This window comes from Nioella sp. MMSF_3534 (genome assembly GCF_030732985.1).
Taxonomy (GTDB): Bacteria; Pseudomonadota; Alphaproteobacteria; order Rhodobacterales; family Rhodobacteraceae; genus Nioella.
Genome location: NZ_JASHJX010000027.1, coordinates 1 through 24,357, shown reverse-complemented (window position 1 = coordinate 24,357; position 24,357 = coordinate 1). Strand labels below are relative to the sequence as shown.

Annotated in this window: 22 protein-coding genes; 9 read left to right on the top strand and 13 right to left on the bottom strand. The window is 63.0% G+C overall.

Annotated features, from left to right (window positions below; translation table 11 throughout):
• Positions 1-39: 39 nt before the first annotated feature.
• Genes RBB16_RS12420 through RBB16_RS12410 form a run of 3 tightly spaced genes read right to left on the bottom strand, consistent with a single transcriptional unit; the run spans position 40 to position 3,502 of the window.
• On the bottom strand, positions 40-843 hold the full coding sequence (locus tag RBB16_RS12420) for a 3-hydroxybutyrate dehydrogenase (protein ID WP_306046473.1): 804 nt from the start codon (positions 841-843) through the stop codon (positions 40-42).
• Positions 840-2,342: a class I adenylate-forming enzyme family protein gene (locus RBB16_RS12415; RefSeq protein ID WP_306046472.1), complete on the bottom strand. Its 1,503-nt coding sequence runs from the start codon at positions 2,340-2,342 to the stop codon at positions 840-842. The genes RBB16_RS12420 and RBB16_RS12415 overlap by 4 nt, the downstream gene beginning before the upstream one ends.
• Positions 2,342-3,502, bottom strand: a complete 1,161-nt coding sequence (locus RBB16_RS12410; RefSeq protein ID WP_306046471.1) for an acetyl-CoA acetyltransferase — start codon at positions 3,500-3,502, stop codon at positions 2,342-2,344. Before RBB16_RS12410 ends, RBB16_RS12415 begins: the two co-directional genes overlap by 1 nt.
• A gap of 125 nt (positions 3,503-3,627) precedes the next feature.
• On the opposite strand from RBB16_RS12410, the gene RBB16_RS12405 reads away from it, so the two are divergent.
• On the top strand, positions 3,628-4,170 hold the full coding sequence (locus RBB16_RS12405; protein ID WP_306046470.1) for a PAS and helix-turn-helix domain-containing protein: 543 nt from the start codon (positions 3,628-3,630) through the stop codon (positions 4,168-4,170).
• On the opposite strand, the gene hpaH is transcribed toward RBB16_RS12405, so the two are convergent.
• From hpaH to RBB16_RS12355, 10 genes are all read right to left on the bottom strand, one after another.
• Complete coding sequence (gene hpaH / locus RBB16_RS12400) at positions 4,167-4,967, bottom strand: 2-oxo-hept-4-ene-1,7-dioate hydratase (RefSeq protein WP_306046469.1); 801 nt, start codon at positions 4,965-4,967, stop codon at positions 4,167-4,169. The genes RBB16_RS12405 and hpaH overlap by 4 nt on opposite strands.
• Entirely contained in the window at positions 4,961-5,839 is an 879-nt protein-coding gene (locus RBB16_RS12395) for a fumarylacetoacetate hydrolase family protein (RefSeq protein WP_306046468.1), read from the bottom strand. The genes hpaH and RBB16_RS12395 overlap by 7 nt, the downstream gene beginning before the upstream one ends.
• 12 nt (positions 5,840-5,851) lie before the next feature.
• Positions 5,852-6,832, bottom strand: a complete 981-nt coding sequence (gene hpaD / locus RBB16_RS12390) for a 3,4-dihydroxyphenylacetate 2,3-dioxygenase (RefSeq protein WP_306046467.1) — start codon at positions 6,830-6,832, stop codon at positions 5,852-5,854.
• 234 nt (positions 6,833-7,066) lie between these two features.
• Positions 7,067-7,774, bottom strand: coding sequence for a ThuA domain-containing protein (locus tag RBB16_RS12385; protein WP_306046466.1), 708 nt, complete (start codon positions 7,772-7,774; stop codon positions 7,067-7,069).
• On the bottom strand, positions 7,771-8,640 hold the full coding sequence (locus tag RBB16_RS12380) for an NAD(P)-dependent oxidoreductase (protein WP_306046465.1): 870 nt from the start codon (positions 8,638-8,640) through the stop codon (positions 7,771-7,773). Before RBB16_RS12380 ends, RBB16_RS12385 begins: the two co-directional genes overlap by 4 nt.
• Before the next feature lies 1 nt (position 8,641).
• Positions 8,642-10,153: a sugar ABC transporter ATP-binding protein gene (locus RBB16_RS12375; protein ID WP_306046464.1), complete on the bottom strand. Its 1,512-nt coding sequence runs from the start codon at positions 10,151-10,153 to the stop codon at positions 8,642-8,644.
• A complete protein-coding gene (locus RBB16_RS12370; RefSeq protein WP_306046463.1) occupies positions 10,150-11,151 on the bottom strand; it encodes an ABC transporter permease in 1,002 nt (333 codons plus the stop codon). Before RBB16_RS12370 ends, RBB16_RS12375 begins: the two co-directional genes overlap by 4 nt.
• Before the next feature lie 12 nt (positions 11,152-11,163).
• Entirely contained in the window at positions 11,164-12,144 is a 981-nt protein-coding gene (locus RBB16_RS12365) for an ABC transporter permease (RefSeq protein WP_071691342.1), read from the bottom strand.
• Positions 12,145-12,229: 85 nt separating this feature from the next.
• A complete protein-coding gene (locus RBB16_RS12360) occupies positions 12,230-13,027 on the bottom strand; it encodes an SDR family NAD(P)-dependent oxidoreductase (RefSeq protein ID WP_306046462.1) in 798 nt (265 codons plus the stop codon).
• Positions 13,028-13,119: 92 nt separating this feature from the next.
• Complete coding sequence (locus RBB16_RS12355; protein WP_071691344.1) at positions 13,120-14,088, bottom strand: sugar ABC transporter substrate-binding protein; 969 nt, start codon at positions 14,086-14,088, stop codon at positions 13,120-13,122.
• A gap of 277 nt (positions 14,089-14,365) precedes the next feature.
• Here RBB16_RS12355 and RBB16_RS12350 point away from each other — a divergent pair, with 277 nt between their 5' ends.
• The 8 genes from RBB16_RS12350 to RBB16_RS12315 all read left to right on the top strand — a co-directional run bounded on the left by RBB16_RS12350 (position 14,366) and on the right by RBB16_RS12315 (position 24,052).
• Entirely contained in the window at positions 14,366-16,129 is a 1,764-nt protein-coding gene (locus tag RBB16_RS12350; protein ID WP_371931242.1) for an ABC transporter substrate-binding protein, read from the top strand.
• Between the two features lie 13 nt (positions 16,130-16,142).
• Entirely contained in the window at positions 16,143-16,952 is an 810-nt protein-coding gene (locus RBB16_RS12345; protein WP_306046461.1) for an SDR family NAD(P)-dependent oxidoreductase, read from the top strand.
• Positions 16,953-17,018: 66 nt separating this feature from the next.
• Positions 17,019-18,329: a Xaa-Pro peptidase family protein gene (locus RBB16_RS12340; RefSeq protein ID WP_071691346.1), complete on the top strand. Its 1,311-nt coding sequence runs from the start codon at positions 17,019-17,021 to the stop codon at positions 18,327-18,329.
• Between the two features lie 86 nt (positions 18,330-18,415).
• Positions 18,416-19,423, top strand: a complete 1,008-nt coding sequence (locus tag RBB16_RS12335) for a thiamine pyrophosphate-dependent dehydrogenase E1 component subunit alpha (RefSeq protein ID WP_306046460.1) — start codon at positions 18,416-18,418, stop codon at positions 19,421-19,423.
• Between the two features lie 12 nt (positions 19,424-19,435).
• Positions 19,436-20,431 (top strand): alpha-ketoacid dehydrogenase subunit beta, encoded by a 996-nt coding sequence (locus RBB16_RS12330; RefSeq protein WP_306046459.1) that lies wholly within the window; start codon positions 19,436-19,438, stop codon positions 20,429-20,431.
• Positions 20,421-21,689, top strand: coding sequence for a biotin/lipoyl-containing protein (locus tag RBB16_RS12325; RefSeq protein ID WP_306046458.1), 1,269 nt, complete (start codon positions 20,421-20,423; stop codon positions 21,687-21,689). The genes RBB16_RS12330 and RBB16_RS12325 overlap by 11 nt, the downstream gene beginning before the upstream one ends.
• Positions 21,690-21,706: 17 nt before the next feature.
• Entirely contained in the window at positions 21,707-23,137 is a 1,431-nt protein-coding gene (locus tag RBB16_RS12320; protein ID WP_306046457.1) for an NAD-dependent succinate-semialdehyde dehydrogenase, read from the top strand.
• Between the two features lie 9 nt (positions 23,138-23,146).
• Positions 23,147-24,052, top strand: coding sequence for a 2-oxo acid dehydrogenase subunit E2 (locus tag RBB16_RS12315; protein ID WP_306046456.1), 906 nt, complete (start codon positions 23,147-23,149; stop codon positions 24,050-24,052).
• Positions 24,053-24,357: the final 305 nt, after the last annotated feature.

Sequence of the window (24,357 nt, the reverse complement as noted above, 5' to 3'; positions counted from 1 at the left end):
CACATAATTCTGTACAATTCAAGAACGCCCGCTAGCGCCCTACTGCGCCGTCCAGCCGCCATCGACGGGGATCGCCGTGCCCGTGACGTTATGGGCCATGGGATCGCACAGCCACAGCGCCAGCCGCCCGATCTCGGATGGGTCAGAGGTGCGGCGGGTGGGTTGTTTCTCGGCCAGCAGGTCGGCGATGGCTGCGTCGCGGTCGCCGCCGATGATCTGGGCGCGGGCCTCGATCTGCGGCACGATCAGCGCGGTTTCGGTCCAGCCGGGGCAGATGCAGTTCACCGTGACGCCGCCCGAGGTCTTGCTGCCCGCCGTCGCATATTCCAGCGCCGCCACTTTCGACAGGCCGATGATGCCATGCTTGGCCGCCACGTAGGGCGCCTTGTGGACCGAGCCGATCAGACCCTGAACCGACGCGATATTGACCACCCGGCCAAAGCCCCGATCCGCCATGACCGGAAGGGCGTGCTGCATGGTATGGAAGGCGGCCGACAGGTTCACGGCGATGATCGCATTCCAGCTGGCGCGCGGCATGTCGCTGATCGGCGCGGGGTGCTGGATACCGGCGTTGTTCACGAGGATATCCACCCCGCCCCAATCGGCCACCGCCGCCATCAGCGCATCAATCTCTTCTGGCTGCATAAGGTCGCCGGGGAAGAAGCGGACCTCACTTGCGCCAGCGGCCAACAGGGCGGCGCTTGCCTTGTCAATCTGCGCATCATCGGCGATCCCATGCAGGGCGATCCGCGCGCCTGCCCCGGCCAATGCCTCGGCAATCGCAAAACCGATCCCCTGCACCGATCCGGTGACCAGCGCCGTTTTTCCCGAAAGATCCGTCATCTGTCATGCTCCAGCAGTTTGCGCAGCTCGGTCTTAAGTACCTTGCCATAATTGTTCTTGGGCAGCGCCTTGACCCGGCGGTAGTGCTTGGGCCGTTTGAACCGGGCGATATTGTCGAGACAGAGCTGATCCAGCTCCTCCGGCCGTGCCTGTCCGACATAGAAGGCCACCACCTCCTCGCCCCATTCGGGATGCGGTTTGCCGACGACCGAAGCCTCTGACACGGCGTCGTGCATCAGCAGCACTTCTTCGACCTCACGCGGGTAGATGTTGGAGCCGCCCGAGATGATCATGTCCTTGGACCGGTCCTGCATGGTGACGTAGCCATCTGCGTCCATGAACCCCATATCGCCGGTCATCAGCCAGCCATTCACCAGCGTTTTCGCCGTCGCCTCGGGGTTCTGCCAATAGCCGGGCATGACGGTGTCGCCCTTGACCATGATCTCCCCATGCTCTCCAGACGGCAGCGGGTTGCCCTCGGCGTCGCCAATCCGCACCTCGACCGCCGATTGCGCACGCCCGACCGAGGCGAGCCTTTCGCGCCAGCGGGGGTGGCTGCGGTCGGTCACGTCATGACGAGAAAGCGCGGTGATCCCCATCGGGCATTCGCCTTGCCCATAGACCTGCGCGAAGACCGGCCCGAAATGGTCCACCGCCTCGATGATGTCGGCGACATACATCGGCCCGCCCGCATAGACGACCGTCCGCAACCCTTCTCCGCTTTCGCCGGTCGCTTTCGCGATCTCGGTCATGCGTTTGACCATGGTGGGGGCGGCGAACATGTGTATGCGGGTGTGATGCTTGGCCAGCGCGAAGATCTCGGCCTCGTCAAAGCCGCCCGAGGGCGGGAAGACATGGCGCGCACCGGCGCGGACATGCATCAGGTTGTAGATCCCCGCCCCGTGGGACAGGGGCGCGGCGTAAAGCGCGGCGTCATCGGCGTTGACCGCATCGGCATCGACCTCATAGCAGAGCGCCATGGTGATCAGCATCCGGTGGGTGATCATCACGCCTTTGGGCCGCCCGGTGGTGCCGGAGGTGTAGAAGAGCCACGCCAGATCCTCCGGGCTGCGGTCCTGCGGGGGGATCGGGTCGGTGGCGTAGATGGCATCCATCCCGGTGCTTATATCGACGATCTCACCGGTCGCCTCTGCATCGCGCAAATCTTCGGCCATTCCGGGCGAGGCGAAACTCAGCCTGGTGCCGGAATCGCCGATGATCCACGCGGCCTCTCGCCCGTGCAGCTTGGCATTGATCGGCACCACCGCAGCACCCGCATACCACGCGCCATATTGCACGATCAGGTAGTCGGGCACGTTCTTCATGAACAGCGCCACTCGGTCGCCGGGGCCGATGCCCTTGGCGGAAAGCCAGCCCGCCACGGCAGCGGCCTTCGCATGGAAGCTGGCATAGTCTTCTACAAGATCATTTCCAAGATACATCGCAGGCCGGTCGGGGCTGACCTGAGCCATACGGTGAAGCCAGAAGGATATGTTCATCAGGCGCGCTCGGCCTCCAGAATGGTGCAGTAATTGGCGACGCCAGAGCCGCCCATATTGAACACCATACCCAAAGACGCGCCGTCTTGCTGCATCTCTTCTGCGGTGCCGGTCACCTGCCGCGACACGAGCACATGCATGGAGACGCCGGTGGCCCCCACCGGGTGCCCCTTGGCCTTCAGCCCGCCCGATAGGTTCACCGGCAACCGCCCGTTCCGCATGACCGCGCCGTCGCGCAGCAGGGTCTCGCCCTGACCGGGGGCAGCCAACCCCATGGCCTCGTAAATCATCAGCTCGGCGATGGTGAAGCAGTCATGCACCTCGGCCACATGCAGATCGTCGAGCGTCACGCCACCGGCCAGAAACGCCCGGCGAAACGCCTCTCGCGGGCCTTCGAACGCCGTCAGGTCGCGGCACGACATGGGCAGGAAGTCGTTCACCTGTTCGGCTGCCCGCAGGCGCACGGCGCGGGGCATGGTCTTGGCCACATCGTCGGCCACCAGCACGATGGCCGCCGCCCCGTCAGAGACCAGCGAACAATCCGACATCTTCAAGGGCGCGGCGATCATCGGGTTCCGCTCGCTTTCCGTCGCGCAGAATTCCACCGGCAGCTCCTTGTGCAACTGCGCCAGCGGGTTCGACATCGCGTTGGCGTGGTTCTTGGCGGCGATCATCGCAAGTGCCTCGGTTTTGTCGCCGTGCTTGTCGAAATAGGCCCGCGCGAAGCCCGCGAAGACGGCGGGGAAGGACAGGCCCGCCTCTTCCTTTTGGTAGGCGGCGTGGCCGAGCGCGGCGGCCACATCGCGGGTGGGCAGGTGGGTCATCTTCTCAACCCCAAGCACAAGCGCGATTTTCGCTTCACCTGCAAGGATCGCATTGCGCGCGGCGAAAACGGCGGCAGAACCAGAGGCGCAGGCGTTTTCCAGCCGGGTCGCGGGGGTGAAGCGCATGGCGGGGTCAATCGACAGGGCCATCGAGGCGGGGAAGCCATCGGGCACCATGCCGCCGTTGAAATGGCCCATCCAGATGCCGTCCACCTCACCCGGTGCAATGCCCGCATGGGCCAGCGCCTCTCGCCCTGCTTCCACGACAAGATCCTCAACCCCCTGCCCTTCCAGCTTGCCGAATTTCGTGTGACCCCAACCGACGATATGAACCATTTCCGGTTCCTCCTTTGATGCTGGCGGCAGGATGCGCCCGCGCGTGGCACCGGGCAATTCCGTAGAATTACGGGGGGCATCACGGGGTATCCCCAAAGCTGCCCAATCGCGCTAAGCTTACGGGTATGGACCCGCACGCCCTTGCCTTCACCCATGCGCCGCTTGGCCTTGTCCTGCTGGAAAACCGGGTGATCCGGGCCGCCAATCTGCGTTTTGCCGAGATCTTCGCCGGCCCGGTGGAGGGGTTCGAAGGCATGGACATGGCGCGGCTTTATCCATCGGTCGAGGACTACCAGAGGATCGGCGAACGTGGCCTTGCGGCGATGCGTGAAAGCGGCACCTATGATGATGAACGGATCATGCAGCGCCTGAGCGGCGAGCTCTTCTGGTGCCGGGGCCGGGGCCGGTCGCTGACGCCCGATGATCCGTTCGCACGCGGAGTCTGGTCGTTTTCCGACTTGTCAGAGGCGCGGCCCGTGGTGCAGCTGACCCCCCGCGAACGAGAGGTCGCGATGCTGACAGGGCAGGGCCTGACCTCCAAGGAAATCGGGCGCAAGCTGGACCTATCTTACCGCACCGTCGAACAGCACCGCGCGCGGCTGCTGAAGAAATTCGACGCCCGCAACATCGCGGAACTGGTGGCACGGTTTTCGGGGATGCCGTTTTAGGCGAACCGCACCGAAACCGACCCGAAACGCCCGTAATCCGCATGAATATCCGTGCCCGGCGGGCATTCGACCGGGGCCACGAAAGACCCCGCCAGAACCACCTGACCAGCCTCCATATTCTGGCCGTATTGGCCCATGCGGTCCGACAGCCAGACGATGCCCATCACGGGATCGTTCAGTACGGCAGCGCCTAGCCCGGTGGCCACGACCTGATCGTTCTTCGTCAGGATCGCACCGACCCAACGAAGGTCGAAATCCTCTGGCGCGTGGCGTTGCGACCCCAGAACGATGCCACCATTCGCGGCGTTGTCGGCCACGGTATCGAAGATCCTGCGCGGCTGACCGGTTGCGGGGTCCATGCGCTGTATGCGGGTGTCGAGGATCTCGATGGCGGGGGCGACATAGTCGGTCGCGGCCAGAACCTGTTCGCGGGTCACGGGGCCTTTGAGCGGAGCCTTTAGAACAAACGCAATCTCCGCCTCGATCCTGGGCTGGATGAACCGCCCGGCGGGCACGGTGCCGCCATCCGCAAAATCCATGTCGTCATAGATGACGCCGCTATCGGGCGTGTCGATGCCAAGGGCGTCTTGCATGACTTTGGAGGTCAGGCCGATCTTCCAGCCGATAATCTTGCGCCCCTCGGCCAGTTTGCGGGCCATCTGGGCGGATTGAATGGCATAGGCATCATCCAGCGTGATCCCCGGATGGCGCAGGGACAGCAGGCCGATCTGTCGGCGGTCCGCCTCGGCCTGCAACAGATCCTGCGCCGCCTGATCCACCTCGGCCTGCGTTAGCATCCTTCATCCTCCACCCCGTTGCGCAGAATGCCGATACCCTCGGCCTCCACCTCGATCACATCGCCGGGTTTCAGCCAGATCGGCGGATCGAACCGCGCGCCTGCGCCGGTTGGGGTGCCGCAGACGATGACATCGCCGGGGACCAGCGTCGTGAAGGTCGAGACGTAGTTCACGATATAGCGGAAATCATAGAGCATCCGGCCCGTGCGGTCCTGCTGCCGCACCTCGCCATTGACGCGGGTGGTGAGCTGGATGTCATCAAGCTGCGTCGCGTCCCGGAACGGCACCAGCCACGGGCCGATCGCACCAGACCGATCCCAGTTCTTTCCTTGCGTGACGTTGAATTTTGCATGCCGCACCCAATCGCGGATGGTGCCCTCATTACACAGCGTCAGGGCGGCGATGTGGTCATACGCCTCTTCGCGCGGGATGCGGCGGCCGCCTTTGCCGATTACGATGGTCACCTCGCCCTCGTAGTCCAGCTGCGGGGATTCCGGCGGGCGAATCAGGTTCTGGCCGTGGCCAACGAAACTGCGCGGGAAGCGGATGAACATCGACGGCTTGCCGGGCGCGGCCTGCCCGTCCTTGTATTCGGCATTCCGGTCGGGGAAGTTCACACCGATGCATATGATCTTTTCGGGCTGCGCCACCGGGATCAGGAGGGTGACATCATCCTCCTGATAGGTCGGGGCCTGCCCCTTTGCCGCTGCGATAACCTCTTCCAGCGCGTCGGCCTCCACAATAGCCTGAAGCGTGGCGAAGCGGGCACCAAACTGCGGTGTCATGTCGATGATGCCGGCATCGGTCACCACGCCATAACGGTCCGCGCCATCGACTTGGAAGGCAGCGATACGGGCGGGTAATGCAGTCATGTCGGGCACCTCTCAGGGGGCAATGATGGGCTGGGAGGCCAGATCGCTGTCAACCAGCGTAGCGCCGTCAAAAACCGATCCAAGCTCGAACCAGCTGCGGGGCGCGGGCGCGCCCCAAAGCGTCTGGCGCTGCGGGTCCTTGAGGTCCCATTTGATCGGTTCGTGATCGGGGTCGATGGTCTGGTAATCGGAACAATAAATCTCGGTCCGGTGCCCATCCCTGTCGCGGATATAGAGGAAGAAGGCGTTGGATATCCCGTGCCGCCCCGGTCCGCGTTCGATGTTGTCCAGATAACCGGTGGTCGACATCAGATCGAGCAGGTCGATGATGTTGAGCGGCGTTGGCACCCAGAAAGCCACATGATGCAGCCGCGGCCCGGTGCCGTTGGTGAAGGCGATGTCATGCACGCCGCCCTTTCGGTGCATCCACGCCGCCCAGGTCCGGCCCGTCTCGGCGTCTTCGGTGTATTCCGTGACGCGAAAACCCAATTCGTTATAGAAGGCCACGCTCTCATCCACATTCGATGAGAACAGGTTGAAATGGTCGATGCGGAGCGGTTTGACACCCCGATACAGCTTGTATTGCTGGTGGATCGGGGGCAGCCGGTCCATATGCGCGTAGAATTCCAGCGGCACCCCGAACGGATCGCGCGTGGCCAGCACCCGGCCCATGAAGGGACGGTCGATCCAGTCAACAGGCAGATCGCGGGCTGCGAACCAATGCGCGGCCTTGTCGAGATCCTCTTCGCTCCAGAGCTTGAAGCCCAGACTGCCGACAGACCCGGCCTCGGCCCGGCGCAGGATCAGGCAATGATGACCGCGTTCCTCCATCGCCCGCAGGTAGATCGCATCGGCATCCTCGTGCGTGACTTGCAGCCCGAGCGTGTCCACATAAAACCCGCGTGCCCAGCCCAGATCGGTCACGCGCAGCTCCACATGGCTGAGACGAACAATATTGAATGGCGGCGACAGGTTGGGGGCAGGAATTGGCATCGTATCCTCCGATCACGCCTACGATCATGCACGGGCTGAAGCAGCTTGTATAGTTGCTTTGTTAAGCTTTATGAAGGCAGCCTGTCAACTGCCCGCTCTTTCCGCCGACAAGCGCGGCGCGCCGGACAGCGCGGATACCGGCGTCACAAACCCGAAAAGCGCCCGCAGGGACGATCCCGCGGGCGCGTTCCCTTGCGCTATATCAGCCATGTGGACGGACCGTGCCAGCCGGTATCAGTCCGCGCGGGTTGCCGCCCAGATCATGCCCCGGCGCAGGATCTCGGTCACTTGCGGCACTTTCAGGTCGCTCAACTCGTGCCCGATGGAGCAATAGAACACCCGGCCCTTGTCCCAACGGCGTTTCCAGACCACGGGGATGACGGTGCCTTCGATCCACCACAGGTGATCGCCGCTGAAGGTGGTTGTGGCCAGCACCTCGTTGGAGGGATCGACGAGCATATAGTATTGTTCCGATTTCAGGCGGAAACTCTTGATCCCCTGCACCAGCGGGTCGGCGGGTTTGCAGATCGTTACGTCGTAGTCGATGTAATCCTCGGCCGGTTGCAGGTTGTCGGGCCAGCCCGGCGGATGCGCCACGAATTGCCCGCCGATGAGGAAATGATAGGTCGGCCGGTCGCGGAAGGCGTCGCCCATATGGCCGTGCCAGCCTGCGATGCCCCTGCCCTCGGAGATGAGCTTCAGCAGCCCGTCTTCCTGCGGCTTGGTCATGTTGCCGAACTCTTCCTTGTGGCCGGACCGGGCCGAGGACCAGATCGGCACGATCAGGTCGACATCGGCCAGTTTCTCCGGCGAGGCCAGCGGCTCCAGCGTGTCGTAGACATCGACTTCGAAGCCGTTGTCTTCCAACAGCGCCTTGCACCAGTCGCTGAAATCCGTGGGGGCGTGGCCTTCCCAGCCACCGGCGAAAAGCGCGGCTTTCATGTCTGTTTTCCTCGCATGTAGTTCAGGATTGCGGCCATGTCGCGCGCGTCATAGCCCGCGCCCGCCGCCTCGGTCAGGATGTCCAGCGTCACCTTTGATTGCGGCAGGGGAACGCCCAGTTTGCCCGCCAGTTCCGCCGTGACCCGCATGTCCTTCTGCGCGAGCGCGACGGTGAAGGTGACGTCATGGGCGGCCTCGTCGAGATAGAGCGGCTTGCGGTAGGTCAGCATCGGCGCGCAGGCGGCGCTGGCCTCGATCGCCTCAAACGCCGCTTCGGTGGGGATGCCCGTCGCCTCGGCCAAGGTCATCGCCTCCGCAAAGGTCTGGTTGATGCCGTGGATCAGCATGTTGACGGCGAGCTTCATGACAGCGCCCGCGCCTGTGCGGCCAAGGCAGATCGTCTGCTTGCCCATCACGTCGAAGAGCGGCTGGATGGGGGCCAGCATGTCTTGGGAACAGCCCGCCATGATCAGCAATTGCGCGTCCTCAGCCGCCTGCGTGGCACCCGATACGGGCGCGTCGATCACGTGGCGACCCGTTGGGGCCTTGGCCGCCAGATCGGCAATGTGATCGGGGCTCATCGTCCCCATTTCGACGAAATACGTGGCGCGCGACCCGGCGAACAGGCCCTCCGGTCCGAAATGGACCGCCTCGGAGGAGGCATCGTCGGCCAGCATGGTCACGACGATATCGGCGGCATCCGCAAGCGCCCGGGGAGAGTCGGCGCTGACAGAGCCGGTGGCCGCCGCGAGGTCGCGCGCCTTGTCGGGGCTGCGGTTCCAGAGGATCACCTCATATCCCGCGCCCGCAATGTTTGCGGCCATGCGGGCCCCCATTCTGCCGAGGCCGGCAAATCCGACCTTCATCTCAGGCGACCTTCCCGCCTTCGATCCCGGAGATCGCCTGAATCAGATTGTCCTCGGTCACCTCCTCCGACGTGAAGGTGCGGATGATCCGCCCCATATACATCGCCACGATCCGATCCGAGACATGCAGAACCTCGGGCATTTCGGAACTGACGACGATGACGGCATAGCCCTGCGCGGCCAGTTCGCGGATCAGGTTGTGAATCTCGGACTTGGAGCCCACGTCGATGCCGCGCGTCGGTTCGTCCACGATCAGCACATTGGGATGCATGGACAGCCATTTGCCGATGACGATCTTCTGCTGGTTGCCGCCCGAAAGGTTGCCGACCGTTTGTCTCCAGCCGGGGGTGCGGATATCGAGCTTGTCGCGGTATTGATCGAAGATCGCCACCTCCGCGCCGTCGGACACGAATGGCCCCGCCGTGAGATCCCCGACCTGCGGCAAGGTCATGTTGTCCCGGCAATTCATACCAAGAACCAGACCCTGCCCCTTTCGGTCCTCGGGAACCAGGGAAATGCCGCGCGCAATGGCATCGGCTGGCGACTGGATGGTCACTTCCTCACCATTCATCAGGATGGTGCCTGCCGACGGGTTGCGCAGGCCAAAGAGCGTTTCAGCAATCTCGGTGCGGCCCGCACCGACAAGCCCATAGAAGCCGACAACCTCGCCCCGGCGCACCTCGAAACTGACATCATGATACAGGTTGCCACAGCTCAGTCCGCGCACCTCGATGGCCACTTCGCCCAATTCGTGATGGCTTTCGTTGCGGCTGAGGTCGAGCTTTCGCCCGATCATCATCTGGGTCACGCCTTCCTCGTCGGTTTCGGCGGCGTTGACGGTTCCCTGATACTGACCGTCGCGCAGAACGCTGATCCGGTCGGTGATCTTGAAGATCTCTTCCATCCGGTGAGAGATATAGGCGATGCCGACACCCTGCGATTGCAGATCGGCGATCACTTCGAACAACACCACCTTTTCCGCGTCGGTCAGGGACGCGGTCGGTTCATCGAAGATTACCGCCTTTGCATCCACGGTGAGGGCGCGGGCAATCTCGACCATCTGCTGATTGGCAATCGAAAGGCTGCCGACACGGGTCTTCGCGTTGAAACCGACATTCAGTTTCTTGAGGATCTTGTTGGTGTTGGCCTCAAGCTGTGCCCAATCCACCAGTCCGAACCGCTTTCGCGGCAATTCGCCAAGATAGATGTTTTCGGCAACGCTGAGCTCCGTTGCGAGGCTGAGTTCCTGGTGAATGAAGACGATGCCCTTGGCCTTGGCTTCCAGCGGGCCGGACATGACCACCGGTTGTTCATCGACGATGATCTGGCCTTCGTCGGGCTGGTATATGCCGCCAAGCACCTTCATCAGCGTGGATTTCCCGGCACCGTTTTCACCCATCAGGGCATGGACCTCGCCCGGAAGCAGGGTCAGGGAAACGCCGTCGAGGGCACGGACGCCTGGAAAAGTCTTTACGATGCCTTCCAGTCGCAGGACGGGGGTTTGCTCGGTCATACCTTCAACTCCTCTTTGCCTTTCACGTTCAGCTGCCGATCAAGGAACAGCACCGCGATAAGGATAAGGCCGATCACAAGGTTCACGGTTGCGGTGTCGGCACCGATATGGCCAAGACCCTTGCGCAGAAGCTGGATCGCGATAACGCCGCCAAAAGTGCCTACGATGGACCCCGCCCCGCCGATCAGCTTGGTGCCGCCAAGCACCACGGCGGTGATGGCCCAAAGCTCGAACAGCATCCCGTCATTTGGATTGACCGAGCCGCTTCCGGAATAGAAGGTCACCGCCGACAGCGCTGCGAGAAAGCCGATCAGCACGAAATTGATCAGCATGTGCGGCCCCACCCGGATCGCGGCGTTAACCGCCGCCTCGCGGTTGTTGCCGACGGCGTAGGCATTGCGCCCATGCACGGTGCGGGTCATCACGAACCAGACGATCAGGGCCACCGCAAGAAAGACAAGCGCCGGGGTTTCGACCCCGAAAATGTCCCATTCCGCGATATCCACCATCGTCCAGTTCAGGTGATAGGTCGGGTTCTCGCCGTTATACATGAAGACAAGGCCCCGGTAGCCGAGCATCGAGCCAAGCGTCACGATGAACGCATCGACGCCCGTCTTCCACACGATGACGCCGTTGATCAGGCCAAGAACCGCCCCGGTCAGCAGGGCGAACAGCCACGCCAGCGGGATCGCCCAATCGCCAAGGGATTCCATGAACGGCCAGGACATCGAGTCGAGCATGACGATGGCACAAAGTGCGTAGATCGCCCCGACGCTCAGGTCGATATTTCCGTTGATCATGATCACCGTCATGCCGACCGCGATGATCCCGATGGGTGCCGATTGCTTGAGCAGCAGCAGCATGTTGTCGAGATCCATGAAGGCGCGTTCAGACAGCGACCAGAATTCACCGGCGACCTGGAAGAAGATCAGTTCCAGTACGATGAAGCCCCATATGGCGCCGTTCTTGATGAGGTTGGACATGTTATCGCTTTTCATCTGTCTGTCCCCTCACGCGATCGCTGACCAGAGCTTGCCGCGCTTGGTGGCGATATCGAGCCACACGGCAAGGATGATGATGACCCAGGTCACGACGAACTGGACGTAGAACTCGAGCCCCGCCAGCAACAGACCGTTCTGGATGAAGCCGAGGATCAGCACGCCGATCACGGTCTTGAACACGGTGCCCGAGCCGCCAAGCAGGGACGCGCCCCCGAGGATGACGGCGGCCAGAACCTCCAGCTCCATCCCCTGTCCCACGGTGTTCTGCGCGCCCATGGTGCGGCTGGCCTGTATCAGACCGGCAGTCGCGACGCAGAAAGAAGAGATGATGTAGGTGAAGAAGACCACCCTTGCCCGTGGAATGCCGGAAAAGGTCGCCGCCGTACCGTTGCCGCCCACGGCATAAACCTTTCGGCCAAAGGGCGTCTTGGCAAGCAGGATCGCCAGCACCGCCGCCAAGAGGCCGAACATCAGAACCGGGATCGGAATGCCAAGAGCCGTGCCACGCCCGAAGACGCCGAACCAGGTGGCGTCCTGATTGGCGATATCCATGTTCTGCCCGCCCGACCAGGTCAGCGTCAGGCCGTGAATGGCCGACAGCATCCCCAGTGTGACGATCAGCGAGTTGAGCCTCAGATACCCCACGAGAAAGCCGATCAGCGCCCCGATGGCCATGGTCATGGCGAACATGGCGGGGATCGCCAGATAGGGGCCGAAGGCCGGGTTTTCGTGCAGGTCAAGAACCACGATGGCCGAGAACGACATCAGCGACCCGACCGAGAGGTCAAGGTTGCCGCCGATCACCACGAAGGTCACGCCAAGCGCCATGACCCCCAAGATCGCCGAGGACCGGATCACGCCGAACACATTGTCAATGTCGATAAAGCGCGGATTCCAAAGTGAAAATCCGACCATAAAAAGCACGAAAGCCACCAAGATGCCCTGTCGGGCCAGAAAGCGGCCTACCGCGTCCAGGTTCTTCTCTGCCATCTTCTCTCCTCCCGAACAGCGCGCGTTTCGCGCGGCACTGTTATTTCCCTGATCCTCTGGCCGCCCGCCCCGATTTGAAGGGCAGTCAGACCAGCGTCATTCCTCCGTCGATCATCACGATCTGGCCGGTCATGTAGTCGCTGTCCTTCGCCGCCAGGAAGGTCGTCGTTCCGGTGATATCCTCGGGTCTTGCCACGCGGCCCTTCAGGATATCGGCCGAAAACTCCTCCATCGCCTGCCCCGGACGCTCGGCTGCACCGATCTCCATCAGGTCCTGATCGACCTGATCCCACATCTCGGTGGCAACCACACCCGGCGCGAAACCGGTGACCGTGATATTGTGCTTGGCCAGATCCCGCGCGCCCGATTGCGTCAGCGACACCACGGCCCATTTCGAGGCACAATAGGGTGCCACATTGTCAAATCCCTGCCGGCTGGCAATCGAGGCGGTATTGATGATCTTGCCGCCGGTTCCCTGCGCGATCATCTGATGCGCGGCCTCCTGCATGCCGATCAGGCATCCCAGCCCGTTGATGTCCATAATGAATTTCCAGTTGTCCTCGGTCACATCGAGAAAATTCATCGGCTTGTTGACGCCGGCATTGTTGAACTTGACGTCCAGCTTGCCAAACGCCTCGACCGTTTTGGCAATCATGCTGCGGACCTGTTCCCGGTCGGTGACGTTTACCGCCGCAGAAATGACGCGGCCGCCGCCTGCCTTGGCACGGCCCTCGTTGGCGGCCGCGACCGTGGCGACCTTGTCTGCATTGATATCAGCAAAACACACATCGGCGCCTTCGTCCAGCAACGCCTCTGCGATGGCGCGGCCAATGCCCTGCGCAGCGCCTGTCACGATGCAGGCACGCCCCGAGACTCGTCCCATGACGCCCTCCCCCGGTCTGTCGTTGTTCTTGTTTGGCAGTCAAAGCGGCACAGGGCCGGACACGTTCGGTCCGGCCCCGGCCTGTCAGTGGATCAGAAGACCGGACGGTCGAACTCGTCCATGTTGTCCTGGGTGATCTTCGGCGTGTCGAAGTAGTTCAGGAAGGGCACTTCTTCGCCGTTCAGGATGGCGATCGCGGTGGCCAGGGCGGCCTCTGCGTCATCGACCGGCGACTGGTAGATCGAGCCCCAGTATTCGCCACGGCCCATGGCGTCGTAGCCCACGGCAAAGTTGGTGGCGCCGACGAAGGTGATGCCTTCGGCGCGGCCTGCGGCAATCGCTGCGTTAAGGGCGCCCACGCCCATGTTGTCGTCGCCCGAGTAGACGCCGTCGATGTCGTCATACTGAACGAGGAACGCTTCCATCACGCGCTGCGAGTCTTCGCGGTTCCAGTTGCCGGGCTGGGTTTCGACCAGCGTGACGTTCGGGCAAACCTCGGGCAGGCGATCTTCGAAACCCTGCGCCCGCTCGATGGCGGTGGTGTAGCCGGGCTGACCGGAGATCTGCACGACGCGCGCTTCGTTCTCGATGCCAAGCTCGATGAAACGGTCACACATGATTTCCGCGGAACGCGAGCCCTGGGTGATGTTGTCGGGGCCGGAGAAGGAGGAGACGAAGTCGAACCCTTCTTCCGCGATGTTGGAGTTGGTGACGATCACCGGAATGCCGGCCTGGTACGCTTCGCGCACGGCGGGGATCACGGCCTGACCGTTGGTCGGCCAGATGATGATCGCGTCGACTTCCTGCTGCACGAGGTCCTGCATCTGCGCGATTTGGCGGGACACGTCGCCGCCCGCGTCAAGCACGACAACCTCGACATTGGGATCTGCTTCTGCTGCGGCGATGAACGCTTCTTCATAGGTCGTCTGGTAGCTGTCGACGCCCACGTTGTTCTGAGTGATGCCGATCGTGAACGTTTCCTGAGCCGACGCTGCGCCAGCAAGGGCAAGCCCCGCAAGTGCGGTGGTTCCTGCGATCATGGCCTTGGTGCGAATGTTCATCCTGGTTCCTCCCTTAGATGAAATCAATTCTCGTTGTCCCCGGCGGCCCGTCCACAGGGAATCACCCTTGGGCTGCCGAATGACGCATTGGTCGCGTTTTTTGGGTTTCTGGTCCGCATTGGATTTGTTCATTTCGAACATTTTGTTGTTCAAAACGGATATCTGTGCTGTTCTTGCGGCCTTCCCAATCCGTCAAAAGCAACTGAGGCGAGACATGCGACAGCCGAATCCCCCCGTGGGCAGACCCGCAGCACATATATCCGAAGACGACAGGGACATGAAAAATATTCAAAACGAATATTTGTTAGGTGGCAGTCCGGTGACCCCCGGCAAGCCGCCCTATGTCTCGTCGGATATGTTGCAGGTCATTGATCTGATAGAGGATTTTTCCTCTGAAATCGAGTCCATGCTGGATGTCGCTTCGCCCAATCCGCATCTCAACATGGCGCTTCACCTTGTGAAGAACCACCTGGAGGGCCGGATCAGCACCGCGTCCTCGGTGATCGCGGCGTCTGCAGTGCCTTACGCCACCGCGCGGCGCAAACTGGCGGAACTGCAAGATGCCGGGCTGATCGAAACCCGCCCGCGCACCAAGACCGGCAAGAGCTTCTCTCTCCATCCCAGTGCCTTGCTCATGCAGAACTGGGGGCAATTGGCGGACCGGCTGCTGCGCATGGCGAAGAAGCATGTGGGCGAAGCGGGCAGCTCCCGGTCCGAGGCGGAGTATTATTTCGGCGGCTCTTACCAGATCGGCCGTTCGATCCAGCCGCCCAAGGTTCTGCCAGAGCCGCTTTCGCTGAGCGGGGGCCTGCGCATCCTTGTTCATGGCGATCCCACCTTCATGGTGATGGAAAGCCTGAAGCGCCAGTTCGAGCAGGTCGTCGGCACCAAGATCAGCCAACGGGCCTTTTCCATCGACCGGCTGCATGAAGAAGCGTTGCGCAACGGCGAACGTCCGGCCAGCCGCTATGACATCATCGCCGTGGACCTGCCCTGGATCGGTGAATTCGTGTCCAAGGGCCTGCTGACACCGCTGACCGACATACTGGATGTCGAGTCGCTCGATCCGGGCGACTTCCATACCGCGGGCTGGCAAGCCGCGCATTGGGCGGGCCAGCCCTATGGCGTACCAAGCCAGACCACGCCTGAACTGATGTTCTACCGCAAGGACTGGTTCGCCGAGGCCGGGCTTGAACCGCCACGGACCACAGGCGCCGTACTTGAGGCCGCAAAGACCTTTCACGAGCCGCGAAAGGGCCGCTACGGCATCGCATGGAACGCCGCGCGTGGCACCGCGCTTGGCCATACATTCATGATGACCTGCGCCGATTTCGGCCAGCCGATCCTGAATCTTGCGGAAATCGCGGGGGGCTTCGACGCGGGCCGCCTAAACCGCGACGACCTGGTGCCGAGCATCGACACGCCGCGTGCGCTGGAGGCGGCCGAGTACCTGATGGCGCTGCTGGAATTCTCGCCGCCCGATATCCTGTCGATGTCGTGGTACGAACGCGTCCGCCCCTATGCGGCGGGCAAGATCGCCATGGCCTACGGCTATACCCTGCTGGCCCCCTATTTCGAGCTGGACGAGAAATCGCCCGCCAATGGCAACACCGGCTACCTGCCGCATCCCGCAGGGCCGTCCGGCCACCCGATCGCACCCGTGGGCGGCTATGTTCTGTGCATTCCATCGAACCTGCCGGATGAGAGGAAGCGAGAGGCGGCCAAGGCGCTTGTCGCCTTCACCTCGCCCGAGGCGCAGAAGCTTTATGTCCAGCATGGCAGCCGCACAGCGCCCCGCTACTCGGTCGGCGCGGATCCCGACGTGCGCCAGCTATCGCCCATCTTCGAGGCCGTCGATGCCATGTCCTGGCATGACGAACTGCAATTCTGGCCCCGCCCGCCGGTCCCGCAGATCAACCAGTTGATCGCGATCTGCGGAGAGGAGCTTCACGACATGCTGCGGGGTGTCTCAACCCCGCGCGAGACCCTGGCACGGGTTCAGTCCCGCGCCGAACAGGTCATGCGACAACACAGGGATTAGAGGAGGAACCCCAATGGACCCCAATCGACTCAACGGCAAGAATATCCTGATCACCGGCGCCGCGCGCGGCATGGGCGCAGGCAATGCAGAGGCCTTCGCGGCACAGGGTGCCAATGTGTGCCTCGGTGACCTTGATCTCGACGAAGCGCAGAAGGTTGCCGACAGGATCAACGCGGCCGGCAACGGCAAGGCGATTGCGGTCAAGATGGACGTCACCAAGCGCGAAGACAACGCAGCCGCCGTGGCCGCCTGTGTCGAGGCCTTTGGAAGCATCAACGTGGCGCTGTTCAACGCGGGCCTCAACAAGCCCCGGTTCTTCATGGATATCGATGAAGACAACTGGGACATGATCATGAACGTCAACACCAAGGCCATGTGGCTGGGCATGCAGGAAGCCGCCCGCCAGATGATCGCCCAGGGCCCGATGGAAGATCACCCCTACAAGATCATCAACGTGGGCAGTATCGCCTCGCGCAAGCCGCTGGTGGACGTGACCGTCTACTGCACCTCCAAATATGGCTGCCTTGCGCTGACCGAATGCGGCGCGCTTGGTCTGGCCGAGCACAACATCACCGTGAACGGTTACGCGCCCGGCGTGGTTGTGACGCCGCTTTGGGAACAGCTCGACAAGGACCTGGTCGAGATCGGCTTCAAGGAACGCGCCGGTCAGGCCTATGACGACATCGTCGAGAACAACCTTGTGATCAAGCGCGTCTCCTATCCCGATGACATCACCGGCACCGCATCGTTCCTCGCGTCCAACGACAGCGACTACATGACCGGCCAGATGATCTCGATCGATGGTGGCTGGGTCACGAAATAGGCCCGCAACACCACACCTTTCAGCAACAAACCGGGTGCGCATGGCCGCACCCGAAAGGAGTTTCCGATGTCAGAACGCCCCGGCAATGCACTCATGCCAAACCTGCTCACCCCGCAGGATCTTGAAACCAACTGGGAATGGCGTGACAAGATCCCGGCTTGGGGTCACACCTCGGTCGATTTCGAAAAGCGAGTCGACCATGACCGCCTGCGCCGCTACCGTCTGGCCCGCACGCGGCAGAGCTTGCAGAATTCCCCCGCCGGATCGCTGCTGCTGTTCGATGTGAACAACATCCGCTACGTGTCCGCGACCAAGATCGGTGAATGGGAACGGGACAAGATGTGCCGCTTCTGCCTGCTGACCGGCGATGACAGCCCCTATGTCTGGGACTTCGGTTCGGCGGCGGTGCATCACAAGCGCTATTCGGATTGGCTGGAGCCCGATCACTGCCTGGCCGGCGTTGTCGGCATGCGCGGCACGATCCCGCCGGAATTCGGCCTGATGAAGAAATATGCCAAGATGATTGCGCAGCTGATCAAGGATGCAGGCATGGCCGATATGCCCGTGGGCGTGGACTATGCCGAAACGGCGATGTTCCACGCGCTGCAGGAAGAAGGCATTCACGTGGTCGACGGCCAGCAGATCATGCTGGCGGCGCGCGAGATCAAGAACTGGGACGAAATCCAGCTTCTGACGCAGGCGGCCAGCATGGTCGATGGCGTCTACCACATGATCTATGAAGAGCTGAAACCCGGCGTGCGCGAGAATGACATCGTCGCCATGTCCAACAAGCTGCTCTACGAAATGGGCTCGGACGATGTGGAGGCGATCAACGCCATTTCCGGCGAACGCTGCAACCCGCATCCGCATAACTTCACCGACCGTCTGATCCGCCCCGGCGACCAGGCCTTCTTTGATATTCTGCAATCGTATCAGGGCTATCGGACCTGCTATTACCGGACGTTCAACGTGGGCCGCGCGACACCGTCCCAGAACGACGCCTATGTGAAGGCGCGGGAATGGATCGACGCCTCCATTGCGATGATCAAACCGGGCGTGACCACCGACAAGGTGGCCGAAGTCTGGCCGACGGCGGAAAGCCTCGGTTTCCCCAACGAAGACGCCGCCTTCGGCCTGCAATTCGGCCATGGCCTTGGCCTCGCGCTGCACGAACGCCCGATCATCTCCCGCGCGGTCAGTATGGATCACCCGATGGAGATCAAGACCGGCATGGTCTTCGCGCTGGAAACCTATTGCCCGGCGACGGACGGGTATTCGGCGGCACGGATCGAAGAAGAAGTGGTGGTTACCGAGACCGGTTGCGAGGTGATCAGCCTCTTCCCGGCCGAAGAACTGCCGATCGCCAACCGTTATTGAGACGGGTGGCCGGGTGAAAACCCGGCCACCTGCCACGATGCAGGCCGGGCCGTGCGCCCGGCGCCCGTTCAAGGGGGAAGCCCGCTATGGCCAAATCGAAAACAAACACCGAAGACTACCTGACGATGTACCGCCAGATGGTGCGCATCCGGACCTTCGAGGACAATGCCAACCAACTCTACCTGTCAGCCAAGATGCCGGGCCTTACCCATATGTATTCCGGCGAGGAAGCCGTCGCCGTGGGCATCTGCGAAGCGCTGAGGGTTACCGACAAGATCACCTCGACCCACCGGGGCCACGGCCATTGCGTGGCCAAGGGCGCCGAGTTCAAGGAGATGTTCTGCGAACTTCTGGGCAAGGAAGAGGGCTATTGCCGGGGCAAGGGCGGCTCGATGCATATCGCCGACCAGTCCAACGGCAATCTCGGGGCCAACGCCATTGTCGGCGGCTCCATGGGCATCGCCACCGGCGCGGCCTTCTCTGCCAAACTGCTCGGCAAAGACGATGTGACCGTCTGTTTCTTTGGTGACGGCGCCACGGCGCAGGGGCTGATGTATGAGGTCATGAACATGGCCGCGCTATGGAACCTGCCGGTCATCTATGCCTGTGAAAACAACGGCTATTCCGAGTACACCAGAACCGACGAGATCGCTGCCGGCTCCATCACCGCCCGCGCCGAGGCCTTCGGCATCGAGGCGCATCAGGTGGACGGGCAGGACGTTCTTGCCGTCAATGCCCTGACCCAGAAGCTCGTCGATCGCGCCCGCAAGGGTGAAGGTCCGTTCTTCATGGAACTGATGACCTATCGCTATCACGGGCACCATGTGGGCGACATCAACCGCGAATACTACCGGTCCAAGGAAGAAGAGAAGGACTGGAAGGAAAACCGCGATCCGATCATCCGCTTCCGCTCGTGGCTGGTCGAGGAGGGCATCGCCAGCGAAGAGGATCTCGATGCGATGAACGCAGAGATCAAGCAGGACGCGGCGGACGCCGTGGAATACGCGCTGAACGCCAAGTACCCGGACGTCTCCGAGGTGGACATGCATGTCTACACCGACATTGAACACGCGCTTGCCCGCGATACGGCCTGAGGAGAAAGACACATGCGTAATATCACCCTGTCCCAGGCGGTAAACGAGGCGCTGGCCGAGGAAATGCGCCGCGACGAAACCGTCTTCATCATCGGCGAAGACGTGGCCGAGGCGGGCACGCCGTTCAAGGTGCTGTCCGGCCTGGTCGAGGAATTCGGCACAGCGCGCGTCGTCGACACGCCGATCGCCGAGCCCGGTTTCATGGGGCTGGCCGTCGGCGCCGCCATGACCGGTTCCCGCCCCGTGGTGGATCTTATGTTCGGCGATTTCATCTACCTGATCATGGATCAGCTCTGCAATCAGGCCGCCAAGACCCATTATATGTCAGGCGGCAAGTTGAGCGTGCCGCTGGTTCTGCGCACCAACCTGGGCGCGACCCGGCGGTCGGCCGCACAGCACTCGCAATCGCTGCATGCTTTGGTGGCCCATATTCCGGGCCTGAAAGTGGCGCTGCCCTCTTCGGCCTATGAGGCCAAGGGGCTGATGAAGACCGCGATCCGCGACAACAACCCGGTCGTGATCTTCGAAGACAAGCTGATGTATAACGACAAGGCCCCGGTGCCCGAAGAGGAATACCTGATCCCCTTCGGCGAGGCGAATATCAAGCGCGAAGGCACGGACATCACCCTGATCGGCACGTCTTCCATGGTGCAGGTCTGTGAAAAGGCCGCCGAGATGCTGGCCGCCGAGGGCATCAGCGCCGAGGTGATCGACCCGCGCACCATCGTGCCGCTGGACGAAAAGACGCTGATCGAGTCGGCCAAGAAGACCTCCCGCGTGATCGTGGTTGATGAAGGCCACCAGAGCTTCGGCATCACCGGCGAAATCGCGGGCCGGATCAACGAAAAGGCCTTCTATCACCTTGATGCGCCGGTGCTGCGCATGGGGGCGATGGACGTGCCGGTGCCCTTCAGCCCGGCGCTTGAGGATATCACCGTCCCGACGCCCGAGGCGGTGGCAGAGAACGCCCGCAAGCTCATGTCGGGGGAGATGATCCATGCCGCATGAGGTGATCATGCCCGCCCTCGGGATGGCGCAGGACACCGGCAAGATCGTCAGCTGGCTGAAACAGTCCGGCGATGCGGTCAAGGCGGGCGATGCGCTGTTCGAGGTGGAAACCGACAAGGCGACAATGGAGGTCGAATCTCCGGCGGACGGGTACCTGACCGACGTGACCGCAGGCGATGGCGACGACGTGCCCGTAGGCAACGTGATTGCGCTGATCTCGGACACGGCGGAGGGCAGCGGCACCGCAGCCCCGGCCCCTGCCCCGGCGGCTGACTCCCCAGCCAGCGACGACCTGCCCGACGGCACCGGCGTCATCATGCCCGCGCTTGGCATGGCGCAGGACGAAGGCGTGATCGTGGCCTGGCACAAGGCCCCCGGCGATGCCGTGGCCTCGGGCGATATCCTGTTCGAGGTGGAAACCGACAAGGCCACGATGGAGGTCGAGTCAGGCCATGACGGTTATGTCGCCGCGCTTCTGGCCGAGGCGGGCGAAGCCGCGCCCGTGGGCGAGGTCATCGCCATCATCTCTGCCGAGGCCCCGGCCAACCCTGTCAGCCGCAGCTGGTCGGGTGGCGCTCAACCAACCCCCGCCCCGGTGAAGGAACAGGCCAAACCCGCGCCTGCCCCGAAACCCGCCGCCGAACCGGTGGCGAAAGCCGCAGCACCGGTCACCACAGGGGGGCGTATCCTCGCCTCACCCAAGGCCCGCCGGATTGCGCTGGAGGAAGGGTTGGACCTGCAACGGCTGGTCGACGCCGGTCATCCACAGCCCTACCATGTCTCGGATCTGGAGGTGCTGAGAAGCCTGCCCGACGCGACCGCCGAACCCACCCCGACCACCGCCGCCGCCGGTCGTCATCTGACAGCCGAGGTTCCCGCCAAGGCTTTCGCGGATTTCTGTGCATGGGCCACTGAGGACACCGGCGCGCCTGTGGACCGCGCCGCGTTGCTGGCCCGCTTTGCCGCGGCGTCCCTTGGCGATCCGCTGGCGGCCATTGCTGTCGAAGCCCATGGCCAGACCCGTGTGATGCCCGAGGATGCGGAACCGGCCCTGACCATCCGCGATCTTGCGGGATCGCCCATCACGTCGGTCAATCTCGGGGCGGAAGCGACCCCGGTGTTGACCCTGACCGGCATGGGCGACACCCTGACCATCACGCTCGAATGTGCGCCCGGGCAGCTCTCTGCCCCGCAAGCGCTTTCCCTTATCGGCGGATTCGCCGGTCGGCTTGCCGAACCGCTCCGCCATCTGCTCTGACCCCCGCGAGGACCGACATGGAACACACCGATCTCTATATCAACGGCGAATGGCGCGAAGGTGCCGACAAGACCCGTTTCGACGTTCTGAACCCCGCGACCGAGGAGGTTCTGGCCTCTGTCGCCTCTGCCGAGCTTGCCGATGCCGATGCAGCCCTCGACGCCGCCGAGGCCGCAATGAAGGACTGGGCCGCGCGCACCCCGCGCGAACGCTCCGAGGTGCTGCGCAAGGCGTGGGAACTGATGACCGCGCGGCTCGACTATTTCGCCAACCTGATCACGCTGGAGAACGGCAAGGCGGGCGTGGATGCCAAGGGCGAAGCCACCTATGCCGCCGAGTTCTTCCGCTGGTTCGCGGAAGAGGCCGTGCGCGCCGACGGGCTGATCACCCACGCCCCCGCCTCCGGCGCGCGGATCATCGTGCAGCACAAGCCCGCGGGCCTTGCCGTACTGGTCACGCCGTGGAACTACCCCGCCGCCATGGGCACGCGGAAGATCGCCCCCGCACTTGCCGCCGGTTGCGGCGTCATCATCAAGCCCGCCTCGGAAACGCCGCTGACCATGCTGGCGCTGATGCCGCTGCTGGAAGAGGCGGGCGTGCCTGCGGGCCTCGTGAACGTGTTGCCCTCGCGCCGCACCGGTGCGCTGGTCGATCACCTGATGCACGATCCGCGTGTCCGTGTGATCAGCTTCACCGGGTCCACCGGCGTGGGCCGCAAGCTGCTCAAGGGGGCCGCCGATCAGGTGCTGAAACCGGCGATGGAACTGGGCGGCAACGCGCCCTGCATCGTTTTCGACGACGCCGACATGGACACCGCCATCGAGGGCACCATGCTGGCCAAGATGCGCAATCTGGGCGAGGCCTGCACCGCCGCCAACCGCATCTATGTGCATGAGGATGTGGCCGAGGAATTCACGCGCCGACTGACCGAGCGCATGGAAGCGCTGAAGGTGGGCGACGGCACCGATCCTTCCGTCGACGTGGGTCCGCTGGTCAATGCCGATACCCGCGACAAGGTGGCGGAGTTCGTCTCGGACGCGCTGGCCAAGGGCGCGAAGCTGGAATGCGGGGGCACGGTGCCGAACGGCAAGGGCTTCTTCTACCCGCCGACCGTGCTGTCGAACGTGCCGGAAACCGCGGACTGCGTGAAGGACGAGATCTTCGGCCCGGTCGCCGCGATCCAGACCTTCACCGACCAGGAAGACGTGATCGCCCGCGCCAACGATACCGAATACGGGCTGGTGGCCTATGTGTTCAGCGAGGACATGAAGCGCGCGATCCAGGTCTGTGAGCGGCTGGAATACGGGATGGTCGGCCTCAATCGTGGCCTCGTCTCGGACCCCGCCGCGCCGTTCGGCGGTGTGAAACAGTCGGGCCTTGGCCGTGAGGGCGGACACGAGGGCATGCTGGAGTTCATGGAAACCCAATATATCTCGGCCAGCTGGTAAGGGGGCATCATGGACATTCAGGCAAGCCCAAGCACCAAGCACTACGCCGCGAACAAGGGCGTCGACCTGGAAGCGGTGGCCAGGGCCACGGGCCGGACGACGCTTGGCCGTGAAGACGTGGACGCGCATCTGGGCGGGGGCGGCAGTGCGCCCGCCGCCAGCACCCCCGACGCCAGCCGCTACTGGGACGTGGATCACGCGGCCTATGGCCCCGTGACGGAAGAACCGATGTCACGCATCGCGCAGATCGCCTCTGCCAACCTGTCGGCAGCGAACGCCATGATCCCGCAGGTCACCCATCACGACCGCGCCGACATGCGCGCGGTCGAGGCCTTCCGCAAGTCTCTGAAAGACGAAGGCGCGGCGCGCGGGGTTAAGATCACCGCGCTGGCCTTCCACGTCATGGCGCTGGCGCGGACCCTGCGCGCCTTCCCGCGCTTCAACGCCTCGCTCACTGCGGATGGCGAAACGCTGGTGCTGAAGGACTACGTCCATATCGGCATTGCGGTGGACACGCCCCATGGCCTTATGGTTCCCGTCATCCGCGACGCGGACAAGAAGGGCCTGTGGCAGATCGCAGCCGATATCACCGACCTTGCCGGCCGGGCGCAGGCAAGGAAGCTTTCGGGCGAGCAGATGGGCGGCGGATCGATGTCGATCTCCAACCTCGGCGGCATCGGCGGCACGGCCTTCACGCCAATCGTGAACCCGCCAGAGGTGGCGATCCTTGGCCTGACCCGCACCGAAACCGTGCCGGTCTGGGAGAACGGAGACTGGTCCCCCGTTCCGATGGTGCCTCTCGATCTCAGCTACGATCACAGGGTCATCAATGGCGCCGACGCGGCACGTTTCCTGACCCACTACGCGCGCCTTCTTGCCGACCCGCGCCGGATGGTTCTGCCGACAGGCCGCTGAGCTCCGGCCCCGGTGAACGGAGCTGCACCACATTACCGCTTTTGGCATCCCCGCCACGGAGCCCGTAGGCTGTGTGCGTCGGGGGAAAGCGGAGGTGCGGTCACGCATCAGGCATTTCTCTGCGGCGATGACATGGCCGCTGGCAGGTCCGGCGATGCGCGGAAGTCCAGACTGTGTTGACAAATGGGATTCACATCCTGCACTAAAGCATCGGACATTACATTAGATTTTTGGTTGCGGGGGTAGGATTTGAACCTACGACCTTCAGGTTATGAGCCTGACGAGCTACCGGGCTGCTCCACCCC

Excerpts from the sequence above, each read along its gene's own strand:
- RBB16_RS12420 (WP_306046473.1), bottom strand. The coding sequence starts at position 843 with ATGACGGATCTTTCGGGAAAAACGGCGCTGGTCACCGGATCGGTGCAG.
- RBB16_RS12415 (WP_306046472.1), bottom strand. The coding sequence starts at position 2,342 with ATGAACATATCCTTCTGGCTTCACCGTATGGCTCAGGTCAGCCCCGAC.
- RBB16_RS12410 (WP_306046471.1), bottom strand. The coding sequence starts at position 3,502 with ATGGTTCATATCGTCGGTTGGGGTCACACGAAATTCGGCAAGCTGGAA.
- RBB16_RS12405 (WP_306046470.1), top strand. The coding sequence starts at position 3,628 with ATGGACCCGCACGCCCTTGCCTTCACCCATGCGCCGCTTGGCCTTGTC.
- hpaH (WP_306046469.1), bottom strand. The coding sequence starts at position 4,967 with ATGCTAACGCAGGCCGAGGTGGATCAGGCGGCGCAGGATCTGTTGCAG.
- RBB16_RS12395 (WP_306046468.1), bottom strand. The coding sequence starts at position 5,839 with ATGACTGCATTACCCGCCCGTATCGCTGCCTTCCAAGTCGATGGCGCG.
- hpaD (WP_306046467.1), bottom strand. The coding sequence starts at position 6,832 with ATGCCAATTCCTGCCCCCAACCTGTCGCCGCCATTCAATATTGTTCGT.
- RBB16_RS12385 (WP_306046466.1), bottom strand. The coding sequence starts at position 7,774 with ATGAAAGCCGCGCTTTTCGCCGGTGGCTGGGAAGGCCACGCCCCCACG.
- RBB16_RS12380 (WP_306046465.1), bottom strand. The coding sequence starts at position 8,640 with ATGAAGGTCGGATTTGCCGGCCTCGGCAGAATGGGGGCCCGCATGGCC.
- RBB16_RS12375 (WP_306046464.1), bottom strand. The coding sequence starts at position 10,153 with ATGACCGAGCAAACCCCCGTCCTGCGACTGGAAGGCATCGTAAAGACT.
- RBB16_RS12370 (WP_306046463.1), bottom strand. The coding sequence starts at position 11,151 with ATGAAAAGCGATAACATGTCCAACCTCATCAAGAACGGCGCCATATGG.
- RBB16_RS12365 (WP_071691342.1), bottom strand. The coding sequence starts at position 12,144 with ATGGCAGAGAAGAACCTGGACGCGGTAGGCCGCTTTCTGGCCCGACAG.
- RBB16_RS12360 (WP_306046462.1), bottom strand. The coding sequence starts at position 13,027 with ATGGGACGAGTCTCGGGGCGTGCCTGCATCGTGACAGGCGCTGCGCAG.
- RBB16_RS12355 (WP_071691344.1), bottom strand. The coding sequence starts at position 14,088 with ATGAACATTCGCACCAAGGCCATGATCGCAGGAACCACCGCACTTGCG.
- RBB16_RS12350 (WP_371931242.1), top strand. The coding sequence starts at position 14,366 with ATGAAAAATATTCAAAACGAATATTTGTTAGGTGGCAGTCCGGTGACC.
- RBB16_RS12345 (WP_306046461.1), top strand. The coding sequence starts at position 16,143 with ATGGACCCCAATCGACTCAACGGCAAGAATATCCTGATCACCGGCGCC.
- RBB16_RS12340 (WP_071691346.1), top strand. The coding sequence starts at position 17,019 with ATGTCAGAACGCCCCGGCAATGCACTCATGCCAAACCTGCTCACCCCG.
- RBB16_RS12335 (WP_306046460.1), top strand. The coding sequence starts at position 18,416 with ATGGCCAAATCGAAAACAAACACCGAAGACTACCTGACGATGTACCGC.
- RBB16_RS12330 (WP_306046459.1), top strand. The coding sequence starts at position 19,436 with ATGCGTAATATCACCCTGTCCCAGGCGGTAAACGAGGCGCTGGCCGAG.
- RBB16_RS12325 (WP_306046458.1), top strand. The coding sequence starts at position 20,421 with ATGCCGCATGAGGTGATCATGCCCGCCCTCGGGATGGCGCAGGACACC.
- RBB16_RS12320 (WP_306046457.1), top strand. The coding sequence starts at position 21,707 with ATGGAACACACCGATCTCTATATCAACGGCGAATGGCGCGAAGGTGCC.
- RBB16_RS12315 (WP_306046456.1), top strand. The coding sequence starts at position 23,147 with ATGGACATTCAGGCAAGCCCAAGCACCAAGCACTACGCCGCGAACAAG.